General features: G+C 70.1%; 16 protein-coding genes. 12 read left to right on the forward strand and 4 right to left on the reverse strand.

All coding sequences use genetic code 11. The annotated features are described in order from the left end of the window. Position 1: 1 nt before the first annotated feature. From ACAM52_RS25975 to ACAM52_RS25990, 4 genes are read right to left on the reverse strand one after another with little or no spacing between them, the layout of a single operon-like run. Positions 2–673 carry an HAD-IA family hydrolase gene (locus tag ACAM52_RS25975; protein WP_369644959.1) on the reverse strand — a complete coding sequence of 224 codons (672 nt, stop codon included), beginning with the start codon at positions 671–673 and terminating at the stop codon, positions 2–4. Continuing rightward, positions 670–1,914, reverse strand: a complete 1,245-nt coding sequence (locus ACAM52_RS25980) for a Tm-1-like ATP-binding domain-containing protein (protein WP_369644960.1) — start codon at positions 1,912–1,914, stop codon at positions 670–672. Before ACAM52_RS25980 ends, ACAM52_RS25975 begins: the two co-directional genes overlap by 4 nt. Beyond that, complete coding sequence (locus tag ACAM52_RS25985; protein ID WP_369644961.1) at positions 1,911–3,290, reverse strand: aminotransferase class III-fold pyridoxal phosphate-dependent enzyme; 1,380 nt, start codon at positions 3,288–3,290, stop codon at positions 1,911–1,913. Before ACAM52_RS25985 ends, ACAM52_RS25980 begins: the two co-directional genes overlap by 4 nt. A gap of 31 nt (positions 3,291–3,321) precedes the next feature. Further along, positions 3,322–4,764 carry an NAD-dependent succinate-semialdehyde dehydrogenase gene (locus tag ACAM52_RS25990; RefSeq protein ID WP_369644962.1) on the reverse strand — a complete coding sequence of 481 codons (1,443 nt, stop codon included), beginning with the start codon at positions 4,762–4,764 and terminating at the stop codon, positions 3,322–3,324. Between the two features lie 143 nt (positions 4,765–4,907). Here ACAM52_RS25990 and ACAM52_RS25995 point away from each other — a divergent pair, with 143 nt between their 5' ends. The 12 genes from ACAM52_RS25995 (at position 4,908) to ACAM52_RS26050 (ending at position 16,542) form a co-directional block, all read left to right on the forward strand. After that, on the forward strand, positions 4,908–5,438 hold the full coding sequence (locus ACAM52_RS25995; protein WP_070063702.1) for a MarR family winged helix-turn-helix transcriptional regulator: 531 nt from the start codon (positions 4,908–4,910) through the stop codon (positions 5,436–5,438). Between the two features lie 125 nt (positions 5,439–5,563). Next, positions 5,564–6,553 (forward strand): helix-turn-helix domain-containing protein, encoded by a 990-nt coding sequence (locus ACAM52_RS26000; RefSeq protein ID WP_369644963.1) that lies wholly within the window; start codon positions 5,564–5,566, stop codon positions 6,551–6,553. Positions 6,554–6,654: 101 nt separating this feature from the next. Then, positions 6,655–8,106: an amidase gene (locus ACAM52_RS26005; RefSeq protein ID WP_369644964.1), complete on the forward strand. Its 1,452-nt coding sequence runs from the start codon at positions 6,655–6,657 to the stop codon at positions 8,104–8,106. 58 nt (positions 8,107–8,164) lie between these two features. Next, positions 8,165–9,148: a Bug family tripartite tricarboxylate transporter substrate binding protein gene (locus ACAM52_RS26010; protein WP_369644965.1), complete on the forward strand. Its 984-nt coding sequence runs from the start codon at positions 8,165–8,167 to the stop codon at positions 9,146–9,148. Positions 9,149–9,255: 107 nt separating this feature from the next. Continuing rightward, positions 9,256–10,590: an ABC transporter substrate-binding protein gene (locus ACAM52_RS26015; RefSeq protein WP_369644966.1), complete on the forward strand. Its 1,335-nt coding sequence runs from the start codon at positions 9,256–9,258 to the stop codon at positions 10,588–10,590. Beyond that, positions 10,587–11,342 (forward strand): ABC transporter ATP-binding protein, encoded by a 756-nt coding sequence (locus ACAM52_RS26020; protein ID WP_369644967.1) that lies wholly within the window; start codon positions 10,587–10,589, stop codon positions 11,340–11,342. Before ACAM52_RS26015 ends, ACAM52_RS26020 begins: the two co-directional genes overlap by 4 nt. Further along, positions 11,329–12,027: an ABC transporter ATP-binding protein gene (locus ACAM52_RS26025; protein WP_369644968.1), complete on the forward strand. Its 699-nt coding sequence runs from the start codon at positions 11,329–11,331 to the stop codon at positions 12,025–12,027. The genes ACAM52_RS26020 and ACAM52_RS26025 overlap by 14 nt, the downstream gene beginning before the upstream one ends. Positions 12,028–12,040: 13 nt before the next feature. Continuing rightward, positions 12,041–12,907: a branched-chain amino acid ABC transporter permease gene (locus ACAM52_RS26030; RefSeq protein WP_062477701.1), complete on the forward strand. Its 867-nt coding sequence runs from the start codon at positions 12,041–12,043 to the stop codon at positions 12,905–12,907. Positions 12,908–12,917: 10 nt separating this feature from the next. Beyond that, entirely contained in the window at positions 12,918–13,952 is a 1,035-nt protein-coding gene (locus ACAM52_RS26035) for a branched-chain amino acid ABC transporter permease (RefSeq protein ID WP_369644969.1), read from the forward strand. Beyond that, positions 13,949–15,061, forward strand: coding sequence for a class II histone deacetylase (locus ACAM52_RS26040; RefSeq protein ID WP_369644970.1), 1,113 nt, complete (start codon positions 13,949–13,951; stop codon positions 15,059–15,061). Before ACAM52_RS26035 ends, ACAM52_RS26040 begins: the two co-directional genes overlap by 4 nt. Positions 15,062–15,133: 72 nt before the next feature. Then, positions 15,134–15,754: a CHAP domain-containing protein gene (locus tag ACAM52_RS26045; RefSeq protein WP_369644971.1), complete on the forward strand. Its 621-nt coding sequence runs from the start codon at positions 15,134–15,136 to the stop codon at positions 15,752–15,754. 20 nt (positions 15,755–15,774) lie between these two features. Further along, positions 15,775–16,542, forward strand: a complete 768-nt coding sequence (locus ACAM52_RS26050) for a class II glutamine amidotransferase (RefSeq protein ID WP_369644972.1) — start codon at positions 15,775–15,777, stop codon at positions 16,540–16,542. Positions 16,543–16,653 lie beyond the last annotated feature (111 nt).

Here is a 16,653-nt window from a genome sequence, read left to right on the forward strand (position 1 = left end):
GTCAGGAAGAAAGAGAGGAAGAAACGCCCAGCATCGAGAGCGCCTGCGCGTAGCTCGCACCCGGATGCATCACGTCGAAGTGCACGGTGCGCAGGCCCACGCGCTGCGCGCCGGCGATGTTGCGCAGCTGGTCGTCGACGAACACGCAGGCGTCGGCGGGCAGGCCGAGCTGGTCCAGGCACTGCTGGTAGGCGCGCGCATCGGGCTTGAGGATGCCGGTGTGCGTGGCATCGACCACCACGTCGAAGGCGCTCATGAAGGGCAGGCGCTGGCGAAAGCCCGCGCCGTAGAACAGGTCGAGCTCGTTCGACAGGATGGCGAGCCGGCAGCCGGCGCGCCGCGCCGCCTCGATGGCCGCGAGCGCTTCGGGGCGGATCGCGGCCTCGGGGTCGGCGCCGCGCGCGCGCTGCACGAAGGTCTCCATGCGGTCCCAGCGTTCGCCGACCAGCGCGCCCACTTCGCGCGTGCGCGCCATCCAGTAGTCGCGCTCCGAGAGCTTGTCGGCCTGCATGTCGCGCCACAGCGGATCGCTCGCGAGGTCGAAGGGGCCGCGCCACGTGAGCGTGCCGCGCGGCAGCGACAGCGCTTCTTCGGTGAGTGCGTGGGTCTCGAACAGCGTGCGGCTGATGACGCCGCCGAAGTCGAGCACGAGGGCTTGCGTGTCGTGAATCATGCGCGGCTCCCTGCGGGCACGGTGCCGTCGGCCACCCAGGCGTCGAACACGCGCAGTGCGGCGTCGCAGAACGCGCTGTCGTTGATGTGCGCGTCGAGCTCGACGAGCCGCGCCGGGTCCACGCTGCCGCGCAGTGCCTCGGTGAAGGCCGCGAGGCCTTCGGGGTCGTGCAGCGGCTCGCCCGGACGGTCCCAGCCTTCGATGCCTTGCAGCGGCATCAGAAGGCAGGTGGCGCCCTCGGCGCGCGCGAGGCGGCGCGCGATCTCGGCGGCCACGCCGCGACGGAACGCGGGCGCGTTCAGCGCCGAGGCCAGCAGCCGGTTGTGGATGTGCGTGGGCCGGCCTTCCAGGCCTTCGGGCGTGGACTGCCAGGCCGGGTAGTCGAGCATGTCGATGGCGCCGGGCGCGACGATCTGCGGCGTGCCCGCGCGGCCGGCGCCGAGCAGGCGATCAGGCCCGGCCGTCACGCACGAGCCGCCGAGCTGGTTGGCCAGCTCCTGCAGGCTGAAGTCCATCACCGCGCAGAAGCGGCCCTCGGCGGCCAGTGCCTCGAAGGCGCGCCCGCCCATGCCGGTGGTGTGGAACACGGCGACTTCGTAGCCGCGCGCCTCGAGCGCGGGCTTGAGCGTCTTCATGTAGGTGAGCGCGCTGGAGCCCAGCGAGGTCATGCCCACCAGCGGCTTCTGGAAGGCCGGCACGCAGGCCTGGCGGCAGGCGCCGAGCACCGCGCCGGCCGCCTGGCTCAATGCCGAGCGGCACAGGCTGTTGAGGCCGTAGAGCCCGCCGGCCCACAGCACCATGATGAGGTCGGGCGGAATGCGCTCGGGCGGCAGCAGGTGCGAGTAGGCGATGGTCGACACCAGCACCTTCGGCACGCCCAGCGGCAGCGCCTGCGCCACGTCGAGCGCGAGGTCGGTGCCCATGGTGCCGCCGAGCGCGAGCAGGCCGTCGATGCGGCCCTCGGCCTGCCAGCGCGCGGCGAGTTTCGCGGCGCCACGCGCCATCAATGTCATGGCGCTGTTCTCGTCGCCGCTTTGCGCCACCTCGGCCACGGTCTTGCCGGCGGCCGCGGCCACCTCGGTGTTGGGAATGTCGGGCGTGAAGGGCGCGCCGTCGAGCACGCCCACGTCCATCACGACGACACGGCCGCCGCCGGCCTCGATGCACTCGCGCATGAACAGCAGCTCGGCGCTCTTGGTGTCGGCGGTGCCGATCAGCAGGATCGTGGGCGATGCACTCACAGCGTCGCTTCCACGTCGGCGAACGCACCTTCGAGCGCATCGACCATGAAGTCCACCTCCTCGCGCGTGATGACCAGCGGCGGCGAGAGGATGAGGTTCGGCCCCGAGATGCGCACCATCAGCCCGCGCTGGTAGGCCGCCTGCGCCACCTTCGCGGCGATCGGGTTGCCGCGCGGCAGCGTGGTGCGCGTGGCCTTGTCGGCCACCATCTCGATGCCCAGCATGAGGCCCATGCCGCGCACGTCGCCGACGAAGCTGAACTTGTCGACGAAGGGCCGCACGCGCGCCTGGAAATGCGCGCCCACGCGCGCCGCGTTGCCCGGCACGTCGAGCGCCTCGATCTGGTCCAGCGTGGCGAGTGCGGCGGCTGCCGCCACCGGGTGCGCGCTGTAGGTGTAACCGTGGCCTACCGCGGCCTGGCCCGTGGGGTCGTTGAGGAAGACCTCGGCCACCTTGTTGCCGATGGCGGTGGCGCCCAGCGGCACGTAGCCCGACGAGATGCCCTTGGCCAGGCACCACAGGTCGGCCTTCACGTTCCACAGCCGCGTGCCGAACATCGCGCCGCCGCGGCCGAAGCCGGTGACGACCTCGTCGGCGATGAGTAGCACGCCGTACTTGTCGCAGATTTCGCGCACGCGCGGCCAGTAGTTGGGCGGCGGCACGATCACGCCGCCCGCGCCCTGGATCGGCTCGGCGATGAAGGCGGCCACGGTGTCGGGGCCCTGGAACTGGATCTCACGCTCCAGCTGCGTGGCGCAGATCTCGCCGAGTTCTTCCGGGTCCTGCGTGTAGGGGTTGCGGTACAGCCACGGCGTGTCGACGTGGAAGCAGCCGGGCAGCAGCGGCTCGTAGGCGCGGCGGAAGTTCAGGTTGCCGTTCACGCTCATGCCGCCGAAGTGCACGCCGTGGTAGCCCTGGCGCAGCGCAATGAACTTGAAGCGGTCGGCCTGGCCCTTGAGCTTCCAGTACTGGCGCGCGAGCTTGAGCGCGCCTTCCACCGCGTCGGAGCCGCCGTTGCTGAAGAACACAGCGGCCACGCCGTCGGGTTCCATGGTCTTGACCAGGCGCGCCGACAGCTCGATGGCGCGCGGGTGCGTGGTGCCGCGAAACACGTTGTAGAAGGGCAGCTCGTCGAGCTGCGCGACGATGGCGTCGCGCACCGGCTGGTTGCTGTGGCCCAGGTTCGCGGCCCACAGGCCGCCGACGCCATCGAGCATCTTGTGGCCGTCGACGTCCCAGATCCAGCAGCCCTGGCCGCGCGCAATGATGTCGGGCCTGGTCTTGAGCATGGCCTGCGGATGCGCCATGGGGTGCCACAGGTACTGGGCGTTGTCTTGCTTGAGCGCCGCCACGGCGGCGGCTTCTTTCGTTGTCATGCAGGTCTCCGGAAGTGTTCGATGCGCGTGCTCAGGACGGCACGCCGACGGTGAGGGTCTTGACCTCGGTGTAGTGCAGCAGGCCCTCGGCGCCCATCTCCTGGCCGATGCCGCTTTCCTTCCAGCCGCCGAAGGGCATCTCGGGCTGCGAGACGCCGAAGTGGTTGATGCCGACCATGCCGGCCTCGAGCGCGTCGCCCAGGCGGTGCGCGGTGTGCAGGTCGCGCGTGAAGGCGTAGGCGCCCAGGCCGTAGGGCAAGGCATTGGCCTGCGCGATGGCTTCGTCCAGCGTGTCGTAGGGCTGCAGCACGGCGATGGGGCCGAAGGGCTCCTGGCGCATCACGCGGCTGTCGGCCGGTGCGTTGGCGATCACGGTGGGCTCGAAGAAGAAGCCGGCGCGCTGCACGCGGTGGCCGCCGCACAGCAGCTGCGCGCCGCGCTCCACGGCGTCGTCGACGAAGCGCTGCATGTCCTCGATGCGGCGCGCGTGCGCGAGCGGGCCCATCTGCGTGGCGGGGTCGGTGCCGTCGCCCAGGCGCAGTGCGCGCGCGGCCTGCACGAAGGCCTCGCTCCATTCGCCGAAGCGGGCGCGCGGCACATAGAAGCGGATCGGCGACGCGCACACCTGGCCCGCGTTGCGGAACTTGGCGGCCAGCGACTGCTTGAGCGCGAAGGGAAAGTCGGCGTCGTCGCAGACGATCACCGGCGCGTGGCCGCCGAGTTCGCCGGTGAAGCGCTTCACATGCCGCGCCGCCTGCTCGCCCAGCAGCTTGCCCACGGCCACCGAACCGGTGAACGACACCTTGGCGATGGCCGGATGGTCGATGAGGAAGGACGACACCTCGGCCGGGTCGCCGCACACCATGTTGAGTGCATCGGGCGGCACGCCCGCGTCGAGAAAGGCGCGCACCAGCAGCATGCAGGTGCCCGGCGTTTCTTCCGCCGGCTTGATGACCACGCTGCAGCCCGCGGCCAGTGCGCTCGCGAGCTTGCGCGCCGGCAGGTTGGCCGGAAAGTTCCACGGCGTGAAGGCCGCCACCGGCCCCACCGGCTGGCGCATCACCGACTGCGAGAGGATGCCCTCGACGCGCGGCGGCACGAGACGGCCGTACAGGCGCTTGGCCTCCTCGGCCTGGAAGTCGATGATGTCGGCCGACAGCGTGACCTCGCGCAGCGACTCGGCCAGCGGCTTGCCTTGCTCGAGGGTGAGCACGTGCGCGATGGCCTTGGCTTGCTCGCGGATGTGTTGCGCGGCAGTGCGCAGGATGTTGCAGCGCTCGAGCGCGCTCTTGCTGCGCCACTGCACGAAGCCGCGACGCGCGGACGCGGCCGCTTCGGCGAGTTCGTCGCGGCCGGCCAGCGGCAGCTGCGCGATGGTGGCTTCGGTGGCGGGATTGACGACCGCGCGGCGGCCGCCGGCGGTCTGCGTGCGCCATTGGCCGGCGATGTGCAGTGCGAGTTCAGGGTAGTCCATGCCCTGCACGATAGGGAGCGAGCCCCTTGCCGCGTTATCGAAAACTGGCAAACCTCGCGCGGCCTCGTGCGTGATGCGCAAGGGGCTTCCTATACTGTCCGCGCCGATCTTCTTTCACGACGCCTCCACGCCACGACCTCACCGTGCCCCGTTCACGCACCCCTTCCCGGCCCAGCGCCAAGCCCCTGCCCAAGGCACGCAGCAGCGCTGCGAGCGCCCCGGCCTTCGACCTCGAGACCTTCCTGCCCTTTCAACTCTCGGTGGTCGCCAACCGCGTGAGCCAGACGGTGGGCCAGTCGATCGCGAGCCGCTTCTCGCTGCAGATTCCGGAGTGGCGCATCGTCGTGGTGCTGGGCAAGTACGGTGCGCTGTCGGCGCTCGAAATTGCACAGAAGACGAGCATGGACAAGGCCCGCGTGAGCCGTGCGCAGCACCGGCTGGTGGACCTGGGCCTGGCCAACATGCACCCCTCGGCCGACGACCGCCGCAAGGTCATCGTGTCGCTCGAGGAAGAAGGCCTGGCGCTGTACCGCGACATGGTGCCGCTGGCGCACGACACCGCGCAGCGCCTGTTCTCGCAGCTCACGGCGGACGAGCGCCAGGTGCTGCAGACCATCGTGCAGAAGCTGTTCGACAGCACCACCGGCTTCGAGCCCAGCGGCGAGCTCGAATAGGGCGCGATCGGGTGGCTTAGGGGTTTGCCCTGTCACTTTAAGATCGTTGTCAACGAAACAATCTGGTCTGGAGATTGCTTCCGGCACGGGTCTTCGCACCCCTGCCACCGCTTCGCCGGACCGCCATGACCAGCCAGACCGCCTCCGTTCTTCCTGCCCCCGCCGTCGCGACGCGCTGGACCTTGTCCACGCACGACATCGACGCCTACGCCAGCGGCCAGAACGGCTGGCACCTGGCGTGCGACATGCTCTCGGGCGGCAGCTTCGCCGGCTTTCTCGACCACGTGCAACTGCCCGGCCTGCGGCTGGTGCGCGAGACCACCAACCGCGCGCTGCGCCAGCACGGCGAAATGAACCCCGACTGCTGCGGCTTCGCCCTCACCTGCCGCCAGGACGGTGAGGCGCGCTTCTCGGGCCAGCGGCTGGACACCGAATCGGTGATGGTCGGGCGCTGCGACGAGCTCGACCTGTGCAGCCCGCCGGGCTTCGAGCTGACGGGCATCGTGGTCGACAACGCGCTGCTGCAGTCGCTCACCGAGCGCCTGAACGACCGCGCGCCGCCGGCCTGGCTCGAACGGCGCGTGGTGCTGCACTTCGACGACCCCACCATGCAGTCGCTGCGCGGCACCTTGCGCGGCGCCTTCAGCGCGCTCGACGCGATGCCCGGCCTGCTCGACGACCCCGTCGCCACGGTGCAGCTGCGCGACGACGTGCTGCTGGCGTGGCTCAACGCCTTGCCCGAAGACGTCGACCTGCGCGAGCTGCGTTCCACCGAGGCGCACCGCCGCGTGGTGCGCCGCGCCTGCGAGCTGATGATGTCGCGACCCGACGAGCCGCTGTCGATGCTGCAGGTGTGCAGCCGCATCGGCGCGAGCCAGCGCAAGCTGAACTACTGCTTCCAGGAAACGCTGGGCCTGAGCCCCGCGCGCTACCTGCGGGCGCTGCGCCTGAACGGCGTGCGCCGCGCACTCAAGCGGCCCGAGTCGCGTTCGGTGCAGGACATCGCGGCGCACTGGGGCTTCTGGCACCTGAGCCAGTTCGCGACGGACTACCGGCGCCAGTTCGGCGAGCTGCCCTCGCAGACGCTGCGCGGCGCGGCGCTCACGAGGCACTGATCCGGTGCACGGGCCGAGGGGAATCCCTCGGTTTTCGGGGCGCCAGTTTTGCCGTTTTTTGATACCTGCTTGCGGAGGCGGTCGCTATCGTTGACCGCCATATGTCCGCCACGCTGCCACCCCTTCCCAGCGCCCGTTCGCTCGCCGCCGCCCTGCAACGCCGCGAGCTCTCGTGCCGCGACCTGATGCAGACCTGCCTCGCGCGCATCGAGCGCTTCAACCCGCAGGTCAACGCGCTGGTCTCGCTGCAACCGCCCGAGGAGATGCTGCGCCAGGCCGATGCCTGCGATGCACAGTTGGCGCGCGGCGACGCGGTGGGCCGGCTGCACGGCTTCCCGATGGCGCCGAAGGATTTCGTCGCCACCGCCGGGCTGCCCACCACGATGGGCAGCCCGGTGTTCGCCAAGCAGGCCACGCCGCACGACGCGATCATGGTCGAGAGGCTGCGCCGCGCCGGTGCCCTGTTCGTGGGCCGCAGCAACACACCCGAGTTCGGCCTGGGCTCGCACACCTACAACACGGTGTTCGGCACCACGCGCAACGCCTGGAACCTCGACCACGCGGCCGGCGGCAGCAGCGGCGGCGCGGCGGTGGCGCTCGCGCTGCACATGCTGCCGGTGGCCGACGGCAGCGACATGATGGGCTCGCTGCGCAACCCCGCGGCCTGGAACCATGTCTACGGCCTGCGCCCGTCGCTGGGCCGCGTGCCCACCGGGCCGGGGCCGGAGCTGTTCTTCCAGCAGCTGGGCTGCGAAGGGCCGATGGGCCGCACGCCCGAGGACGTGGCCTGGCTGCTGTCGGTGCAGGCGGGCTACGACGCGCGCTCGCCGCTGAGCCTGGCCGGCGACGGCGAGGCCTTCGCGCAACCGCTCGATGCGGAACTGCGCGGCCAGCGCATCGCGTGGCTCGGCGACCTCGGCGGCCACCTGCCGATGGACCCGGGCGTGATGGCGCTGTGCGAATCGGCGCTGCGGCATTTCGACACGCTGGGCTGCAGCGTCGCGCCCGCCGTGCCCGCCTTCGACTTCAACGCGCTGTGGACGGCCTGGCTGCGCCTGCGCGGCTTCATCGTGGCCGGCGCGCTGCGCGGGCTGCACGCCGATCCGGCCACGCGCGCGCAGCTCAAGCCCGAGGCCTGCTGGGAGATCGAACAGGGCGAGCGCCTGAGCGCCGCCGCGCTGCATGAGGCGGCCGTCACGCGCACGCAGTGGCATGCCGCGCTGCTGCAGCTCTTCGAACGCTTCGACTTCCTGGTGCTGCCGGCCGCGCAGGTGTTCCCGCTGCCGGTCGACACGCACTGGCCGCGCGAAGTCGGCGGCCGCGCCATGGACACCTACCACCGCTGGATGGAAGTGACCATCGGCCCCTCGCTCGCCGGCCTGCCCGCGATGGCGATCCCGGCCGGCTTCTCGCAGGCCGAGGGCACGCGCGGCCTGCCGATGGGCCTGCAGCTCATCGGCCGCCCCGGCGCCGACCTCGACGTGCTGCGCATGGCGCACGGCTGGCACCAGGCCGTGCCCTTCGCGAACGTGCCATCGCCGCTGCTGCAGTAGCAAGCCCCCCCTGTTTCCCGTACTCCGACACATCTCACACAACCCGAGGAGAGAACCCATGCGCAGACGTTCGCTGATTGCTGCCGGCCTGGCCGCCGGCCTGTCCCCCTTCGCCCTGCCCGCCCTGGCGCAGGGCCTGGGGGGCAAGACCCTGAACCTGATCGTGCCCTACCCCGCGGGCGGCGGCTCCGACATCAACGCGCGCCTGGCCGCGCCCGAGCTGTCGCGGCTGCTGGGCCAGCCGGCCATCGTCGACAACGTGCCCGGCGCCAGCGGCTCGCTCGGCGTGATGAAGGCGGCCAACGCGCCGGCCGACGGCTCGGCCCTGCTCGTGGGTTCGCCGATGGAGCTGATGCTCACGCCGCTCACGCTCAGCAGCGCGCGCTACAAGGCCGAGGACTTCCGCCCCATTGGCGTGATGGCCGTCACCTCGATGGTGCTGCTGGCGCGCAAGGACCTGGGCGTGGGCAGCGTCGACGAACTCATCGCGCTGCTGCGCCGCCCCGACACGAAAGAGCTGAGCTACGGCAGCATCGGCCCCGGCTCGCTGTACCACCTGCTGGGCGAACGCTTCATGCAGCAGACGGGCACCAAGATGCTGCACGTGCCCTACAAGGGCTTCGCGCCGCTGGTGAACGACCTGCTGGGCGGACAGATCGACCTGGTGTTTGCGCCGCTGGCCGGCAACGTGCCCGACCTGCTGGACGCCGGCAAGGTCAAGGCACTGGGCATCGCGGCCTCGGCGCCGCACGAGCGCTTCACGGCCATTCCGCTGATCCGCAACAGCAAGGGCCTGGACGACTTCGTCTACAGCCTGTGGGCGGGCATCCAGGTGTCGCACCGCGTGCCCGAGGAAGCGCAGCAGCGGCTGCACACGGCCTTCAACCAGATGATGCTCAAGCCCGAACTGCGCCGCGCGCTGGAACTCGGCGGCAGCAAGGTGGCGCCCGAACAGACGCTGGCCGAGCTGCGCCGCGGCTACCAGGCCGACATGGAGCGCTACCGCGCCATCGCCAAGTCGGTCAACCTGCGGCCCGAATGACATCCGCGGGCACGGGCCCGCGTTTTGCCAGTTTTCGATAACGCCGCGGCGGCGCGCAGAGAGAGGATGCGGACCTGTCCATCCTTCATCCGCCAAGGAGAACCTCCATGTCCGCCGACACGCCCGCCGCTCTCTCCGCCGACCTTTTCCCCGTAGCCTCCGGCGCCCTCACGCGCCGCCAACTCGTCATCGGCGGCGGCGCGGCCGCGCTGGCCGGCGTGCCTGCGCTGGCGCATGCGCAATCGAAGACCATCAAGATCGGCTACCTCACCACGCTGTCGGGCGTTCGCGCCAACTTCGGCGAGGCCGATCCCTGGAGCCTGGAGCGCGTGCGCGCCGCGCTGAAAGACGGCCTGACCATCGGCGGCACGACCTACAAGGTGGAGATCGTGGTGCGCGACACGCAGTCCGACGCCAACCGCGGCGCCACCATGTCCAGCGAACTGCTGCTGCGCGAGAAGGTCGACCTGCTGCTGGTGCAGGACAGCGACGCCGCATTGGCCGCCGGCCAGCTGTGCGACGTCAACGGCGTGCCGATGGTGTCGACCATGGGGCCGTGGCAGGCCATCACCTTCGGGCGCGGCTCCACGCCGCAAAAAGGTTTTCCGTTCTCCTTCCATTTCTTCTGGGGCGCCGACGACGTGCTGAAGAACTTCTTCGGCATGTGGGAGCCGCTGAAGGTGGAGCGCACGCTGGGCACGCTGTACATCGACAACGGCCCGGGCCACGCCTTCGCCGATCCGGCCACGGGCATCCCGGGCGGCGCCAAGCAGCGCGGCTACAAGGAGACCAACGGCGGCTTCTTCAAGATCGCGACCGACGACTTCAGCAACCAGGTCTCCAGCTTCAAGGCGGCGCGCGCGAACATCGTCTCGGGCTTTGCCTACGCCAACCACTTCGCCACCTTCTGGAAGCAGGCGCAGCAGGCGGGCTACCGGCCCGAGGTGGTGACGATGGCCGCGTCGTTCCTGTTCCCCAGCGCGGTGGAGTCGCTGGGCGCGGCGGGCAACGGCATGTCGACCGAGGTCTGGTGGACGCCCAACTTCCCGTTCAAGTCCTCGCTCACGGGCCAGAGCGCCAAGGCGCTGGCGGCCGACTGGGAGGCCACCACCGGCAAGCAGTGGACGCAGCCCATCGGCTACGGCCACGCGCTGTTCGAGGTCGGCATTGCGGCGCTGAAGAACGCCACGAACCCGAAGGACAAGAAGGCCGTGCGCGACGCGCTGGCCAACCTGCAGCTCGATTCGGTGGTGGGGCGCATCGACTTCAAGGGCAGCCCGATCAAGAGCGTGGCCGTCACGCCGATGGTGGCGGGCCAGTGGCGCAAGACCAAGGCGGGCAGCAAGTTCCCGTACGAACTGGTCATCACGCACAACAGCACGGCCAAGCAGATTCCGGTGGAAGACGAGCTCAAGCTGCTGTCGCAGCTGAAAGCTGCATGAGCGATTGCCTCGTCATCGACGGCCTGTGCAAGCGCTACGGCGAGATCGTCGTGGCCGACCAGGTGGCGCTCTCGCTGGCACGCGGCGAGTGCCTGGGCGTGGTCGGGCCGAACGGCGCGGGCAAGAGCTCGCTGTTCAACCTGATCACCGGCGTGGCCGTGCCCGATGCCGGCAGCATCCGCCTCGAAGGCCGCGAGCTGGTCGGGCTGCGCGCCGATGCGCGGGCGCGGCTGGGCGTGGCGCGCGCCTTCCAGATCCCGCAGCCCTTCGCGCATTTGAGCGCCTACGAGAACGCACTGGCCGCCGCCACCTTCGCCGCGCGGCTGCCGCGCGCACAGGCCGCGCGCCAGGCCTGGGCCGTGCTGGAACGCACCGGGCTGGCCGACCGCGCCGACGTGCCGGCCGGCCGCCTGCCGCTGCTGGACCGCAAGCGCCTCGAGCTGGCCAAGGGCCTGGCGGCGCGGCCGCACCTGCTGCTGCTCGACGAGATCGCCGGCGGTCTCACCGAGGCCGAGGTGCAGGTGCTGGTGGCGCTGGTGCTCGAACTGAAGCAGGACGTGGCGATGGTCTGGATCGAACACATCGCGCAAGCGCTGATGGCCGTGGCCGACCGCATCATGGTGCTGAACTTCGGCCGCAAGCTGCTGGAAGACACACCCGCCGCCGCCATGGCCAGCCGCGAGGTGCGCGAGGTCTACATGGGCGTGGGCGATGAAGACAGCTTGCAGGAGAGCACCCATGCCGCTGCTTGAAGTGCGCGAGCTGTGCAGCCACTACGGCGACCTGCAGGCGCTGTTCGACCTGTCGCTCGACGTGGCGGAAGGCGAAGCCACCGCGCTCATCGGCGCCAACGGCGCGGGCAAGTCGACGCTGATCCGCGCCATTGCCGGGCTGGGCTCGCGCAGCCGGGGCGGCATCCGCTTCGACAGCCAGGCGATCGAGGCCGAGCCGGCCGAGCGCATCGCACGGCGCGGCATCGCGCTGGTGCCCGAGGGACGGATGCTGTTTCCTTCGCTCACCGTGGAAGAGAACCTGCGCATGGGCGCGCTGTGCGGCCGTACCGGCCACTGGACGCTGCCCACCGTGTACGCGCTGTTCCCCATCCTGCAGGAGTTCCGCCACCGGCCGGCCACGCAGCTGTCGGGCGGGCAGCAGCAGATGGTGAGCATCGGCCGCGCGCTCATGGCCAACCCGCGCCTGATGCTGTGCGACGAAATTTCGCTGGGCCTGGCGCCGGTCGTCATCGAGCAGATCTACCGCGCCTTCGGCGACATCCGCGCGCAGGGCACGGCGCTGCTCGTGGTGGAGCAGGACGTGACGCGCGCCTGCCGCATCGCGCAGCGCGTGTACTGCCTGCTCAAGGGCCGCGTCACGCTGGCGGGCCGCGCGAGCGACTTCAGCGCGGCGCAGATCGCCAACGCCTACTTCGGACACTGAACACCTCCCCACCATGGCCTGGCTCGAAACCCTCATCAACGGCGTGCTGCTCGGCGGCCTCTATGCGCTCTTCGGCCTCGGGCTGGCGCTGGTCTTCGGCGTGATGCGCATGGTCAACCTCGCGCACGGCGAGTTCGTCGTGCTGGCGGCGTACTTCGCAGTCTTCCTGGCCACGCAGTTTCCCGGCGTGTCGCCGCTGTTCTTCATCGCGCCGGTGGCGCTGGCGGCCTTCGGCATGGGCTACCTGCTGCAGCGGCTGCTGCTGAACCGCGCAGTGGCCACCGACGATCCGCTCACGCCGGTGCTGGTCACCTTCGGCATCGCGGTGGTGCTGCGCAACCTGATGGTCGAGCTGTTCGGCGCCGACCCGCGCGCGCTGGACGGCGGCGCGCTGGCCACGGCGGGCTTCGAGATCGGCGGGCTGCGCATCGGCTGGTACCCGGTGCTGGTGCTGGTGCTCGCGGTGCTGGCCTTCGGCGCGCTGCAGTGGCTGCTGCAGCACTCGCGCTTCGGGCTGGTGGTGCGCGCCACCTCGGACCACCGCGAGATCGTGCGCACGATGGGCGTGCGCCCGCGCCATGTGTACGCGGTGGTGATGGGGCTGTCGCTGGCCTTCGCGTCGGTGGCGGGGCTGCTGCTGGCGCTGCGCACCTCGTTCACGCCGTTCTCGGGCGTGGAGCGGCTCTTGGGCGCGTTCGAGGTCGTGATCATCGGCGGCCTGGGCTCGTTCCGCTGGGCGCTGGTCGGCGGCATCGCGCTGGGCGTGGCGCAGCTCGTGGGCCAGCGGCTCGATTCCAACGCGGGCGCGCTGTACGCCCACCTGCTGTTCTTCGCGGTCCTGATGGTGCGCCCCAACGGCATCGCTGGCGCACGTACCTGAGATGACTTCGATGCGTCCTCCGTCCCTCGCCCCCTGGATCGGCTTCGCCGCCGCGGCCCTTGCCATCGCCTTCGCGCCCACCGTGGCCGACGGCGGCCTGCTGCGCCTGCTCAGCGAGGTGCTGATCACGCTGGCCATGGCCCAGATGTGGAACCTGCTGGCCGGCTACACCGGGCTGGTGTCGATGGGCCACCAGGCCTTTGCCGGCATCGGCGCCTACCTGCTGTTCGTGGCCTCCGACCGGCTGGGCATCTCGCCCTACTGGATGGTGCCGGTGGCGGGCCTGGGCGGCGCGCTGCTGGCCGCCGTGGTGGCGCCGCTGATGTTCCGCCTGCGCGATGCCTACTTCTCGATCGGCATGTGGGTGCTGGCCGAGATCGTGCGCCTGCTGGTCGCCAAGTTCCCGCTGTTCGGCGGCGAGTCGGGCGTGCCGCTGCAGGCGGTGCGGCTGGTGGAGGCCGAGACCTTCCAGCAGAACGCGTTCTGGATCTCGGGCGCCATCGGCCTGGCGGCGGTGGCCGGCGTGTACCTGCTGATGCGCTCGCCCTTCGGCCTGGGGCTGATGGCGGTGCGCGACAACGAACTGGCCGCCACCAGCATCGGCGTGAATGTGTGGCGCAACCGCTTCATCGCCTTCGTGCTGTCGGGGCTGGGCTTCGGGCTGGCCGGCGGCGCGCACTTCATGGGCACGATGTTCGTCTCGCCCGACTCGGCCTTCGACATCAACTGGGTGGTGACGGCGATGTTCATCGTGATCATCGGCGGCATCGGCACCATCGAGGGGCCGCTGATCGGCACCGTCATCTACTTCGGGCTGCGCGAGCTGTTCAACACCTGGTTCGCGATGTCGGGCGGCTGGTACCTGATCGCGATGGGCTGCATCGCGATTGCGGTCATGCTGCTGGCACCGCGCGGCCTGTGGGGCCTGGCGCGCGAACGCTGGGGCTGGCGCGGCCTGAGCGTGCAGCGCCATCCGCCGCCGCGCGACGAGACGGCCCTTTCTTCTTCTCCCCTTCCTCCCTCCACGCAAGGACGCACCGCATGAAGACCACCGCCTTCTTTCACGACGAACGCACCTTCTGGCACGTGCCCGGCGGGCTGCATGCCCTGTTCCTGCCGGTGGGCGGCTGGGTGCAGCCCATGGCCGGCAGCGGCATGGCCGAGTCGCCCGATTCCAAGCGCCGCATCAAGTCGCTGATGGACGTGTCGGGCCTGAGCGCGCAACTCGACGTGCTGAGCGCGCCGATGGCCAGCGAAGAAGACCTGCAGCGCGTGCACCCGACCAGCTACCTGCAGAAGTTCAAGGCCGCCAGCGACGCCGGCGGCGGCGACCTGGGCGAGGTGGCGCCCTTCGGCCCGGGCAGCTACGAGATCGCGAAGCTCTCGACTGGCCTGGCCATTGCCGCGATGGACAGCGTGCTGCAGGGCCGCCACCGCAACGCCTTCGCGCTCACGCGCCCGCCGGGCCACCACTGCCTGCGCGAGCACAGCATGGGCTTTTGCCTGTTCAACAACATCGCAGTGGCCATCGAGACCATGAAGGCGCGCCACGGCCTGGGCCGCGTGGCCGTGATCGACTGGGACGTGCACCACGGCAACGGCACGCAGGAAATCTTCTACGACCGCCCCGACGTGCTCACGCTGTCGCTGCACCAGGAGAACTGCTTCCCGCCCGGCTACAGCGGCGCCGAAGACCGGGGCACGGGCGCGGGGCTGGGCTTCAACGTGAACATCCCGCTGCAGCCCGGCGGCGGGCACGCGGCCTACATGCACGCCTTCGAGCGCATCGTGACGCCGGTGATCGACCGCTACCGCCCCGAGCTGATCGTGGTGGCGAGCGGGCTGGACGCCAACGGCGTCGATCCGCTGGCGCGCATGCAGCTGCACCCCGAGTCGTTCCGCCAGATGATGCGGCGGGTCAACGCACTGGCCGCGAAGCACTGCGACGGGCGCGTGGTGGTGGTGCACGAAGGCGGCTACTCGGAAGCCTGCGTGCCCTTCTGCGGGCTGGCGGTGGTGGAAGAACTGTCGGGCCACCGCACCGAGGTGGTAGACCCGTTCAGCGACTTCTTCGGGCTGCAGCAGCCGTCGGCGCGCTTCGATGCGTTCCAGCGTGAATTGATTGGCGAGATGGCGGCGCTGCACGGGCTCTGAGGCGAGACGGGTCTTTCCATGGACTAAGCTCGTCGCTGCCGGCCCGTGGCCGCGCGTCCTGCTTCACCGTCCATGCCCCGTTTCATCTCCCGCCGCACCGTCGTCGTTCTCTCTGCCCTCGTCCTCGTCGCCCTGCTCGGCCTGTGGGGCGCGAGCCGCTTCAACGTCAACCCGACACATGCGCCCGGCGAGGTGATCGACCAGTTCGAGGGCGTGCCGGTGTACTTCAACGGCGCCATCAACCACGTCGACGGCCGCAGCGTGGCGCCCGACGGCTACAACATCGGCCTGCGCTGGCAGTGCGTGGAGTTCGTCAAGCGCTACTACTACGAGCGGCACCAGCACCGCATGCCCGAGGCGCGCGGCCATGCCAAGGCCTTCTTCGACGCGGCCGTGGCCGACGGCGCGCTGAACACGGCGCGCAACCTGGTGCAGCACCGCAACGGCGGCGCGGTGGCGCCGGCGGTGGGCGACATCGTGGTGTTCGCGCCGTGGCTCTTCAATCCCTACGGGCACGTGGCGATCGTGTCGCGCGTGGACGCCGACGCGGTCGAGATCGTGCAGCAGAACCCGGGGCCCTTCGGCACCTCGCGCGAGCGCCTGCCGCTGGTACTCGCTGAAGGGCGCACGCATCTGGGCACCGAACGCGTGCTCGGGTGGCTGCGGCTGCCCGCCTCCTCCTCCAAATCCTGAATCGCGGTCTAATCACAGCCATGTGCCAATTGCTAGGGATGAACTGCAACACGCCGACCGACGTGACCTTCAGCTTCACGGGGTTCGCGCAGCGCGGTGGCCGCACCGACCACCATGCCGACGGCTGGGGCATCGCGTTCTTCGAGGACCGCGGGCTGCGCCACTTCGTCGACCACCAGCCGGCCTGCGAGTCGCCGGTGGCCGAGCTGATCCGGCGCTACCCGATTCAAAGCCGCAACGTCATCGCGCACATCCGCAAGGCGACGCAGGGCGAGGTCAACCTGCAGAACTGCCACCCCTTCGTGCGCGAGCTGTGGGGCCGCTACTGGGTGTTCGCCCACAACGGCGACCTGAAGGACTTCCGCCCGCGCCTGCACGGCAACTTCCACCCGGTGGGCAACACCGACAGCGAGCACGCCTTCTGCTGGATCATGCAGGAGCTGGCCAAGTCGCACGCGGGCGTGCCCAGCGTCGAGGAGCTCACGCTCACGCTGCGCGAACTGGCACCGCAGCTGGCGGCGCACGGCACCTTCAACTTCATGCTGTCCAACGGGCAGGCGCTGTGGGCGCATGCCTCCACCCACCTCTGGTACGTGGAGCGCCGCCACCCCTTCGTGACGGCGCAGCTCTCGGACGAAGACCTGGAGATCGACTTCGCCCAACACACCACGCCCACCGACCGCGTGGCCGTGGTGGTGACGGCGCCGCTCACCACCAACGAGACCTGGACGCCCTTCGCCTCGGGCGAGTTGCATGTGTTCGTGGACGGCCAACGGATGCCGCGCTGAGGCCTGACATTCAGTCTTTTGGCTGACACTTTTTTGCAACAGCGCAAGAAAGTATCGATGAGCGAGTGCAAACAATGAACAATAACTGTTCTCATTTGCATCCGGTCGATC

It is taken from the genome of Variovorax sp. V118, assembly GCF_041154445.1.
Classification (GTDB): Bacteria; Pseudomonadota; Gammaproteobacteria; order Burkholderiales; family Burkholderiaceae_C; genus Variovorax; species Variovorax boronicumulans.

What these genes read in the sequence shown, in the direction of transcription:
- ACAM52_RS25975 (WP_369644959.1), bottom strand. Translation starts at nt 673, where the DNA reads ATGATTCACGACACGCAAGCCCTCGTGCTCGACTTCGGCGGCGTCATC.
- ACAM52_RS26040 (WP_369644970.1), top strand. Translation starts at nt 13,949, where the DNA reads ATGAAGACCACCGCCTTCTTTCACGACGAACGCACCTTCTGGCACGTG.
- ACAM52_RS26050 (WP_369644972.1), top strand. Translation starts at nt 15,775, where the DNA reads ATGTGCCAATTGCTAGGGATGAACTGCAACACGCCGACCGACGTGACC.
- ACAM52_RS26020 (WP_369644967.1), top strand. Translation starts at nt 10,587, where the DNA reads ATGAGCGATTGCCTCGTCATCGACGGCCTGTGCAAGCGCTACGGCGAG.
- ACAM52_RS25990 (WP_369644962.1), bottom strand. Translation starts at nt 4,764, where the DNA reads ATGGACTACCCTGAACTCGCACTGCACATCGCCGGCCAATGGCGCACG.
- ACAM52_RS26030 (WP_062477701.1), top strand. Translation starts at nt 12,041, where the DNA reads ATGGCCTGGCTCGAAACCCTCATCAACGGCGTGCTGCTCGGCGGCCTC.
- ACAM52_RS26035 (WP_369644969.1), top strand. Translation starts at nt 12,918, where the DNA reads ATGCGTCCTCCGTCCCTCGCCCCCTGGATCGGCTTCGCCGCCGCGGCC.
- ACAM52_RS26015 (WP_369644966.1), top strand. Translation starts at nt 9,256, where the DNA reads ATGTCCGCCGACACGCCCGCCGCTCTCTCCGCCGACCTTTTCCCCGTA.
- ACAM52_RS25985 (WP_369644961.1), bottom strand. Translation starts at nt 3,290, where the DNA reads ATGACAACGAAAGAAGCCGCCGCCGTGGCGGCGCTCAAGCAAGACAAC.
- ACAM52_RS26005 (WP_369644964.1), top strand. Translation starts at nt 6,655, where the DNA reads ATGTCCGCCACGCTGCCACCCCTTCCCAGCGCCCGTTCGCTCGCCGCC.
- ACAM52_RS26010 (WP_369644965.1), top strand. Translation starts at nt 8,165, where the DNA reads ATGCGCAGACGTTCGCTGATTGCTGCCGGCCTGGCCGCCGGCCTGTCC.
- ACAM52_RS26000 (WP_369644963.1), top strand. Translation starts at nt 5,564, where the DNA reads ATGACCAGCCAGACCGCCTCCGTTCTTCCTGCCCCCGCCGTCGCGACG.
- ACAM52_RS26045 (WP_369644971.1), top strand. Translation starts at nt 15,134, where the DNA reads ATGCCCCGTTTCATCTCCCGCCGCACCGTCGTCGTTCTCTCTGCCCTC.
- ACAM52_RS26025 (WP_369644968.1), top strand. Translation starts at nt 11,329, where the DNA reads ATGCCGCTGCTTGAAGTGCGCGAGCTGTGCAGCCACTACGGCGACCTG.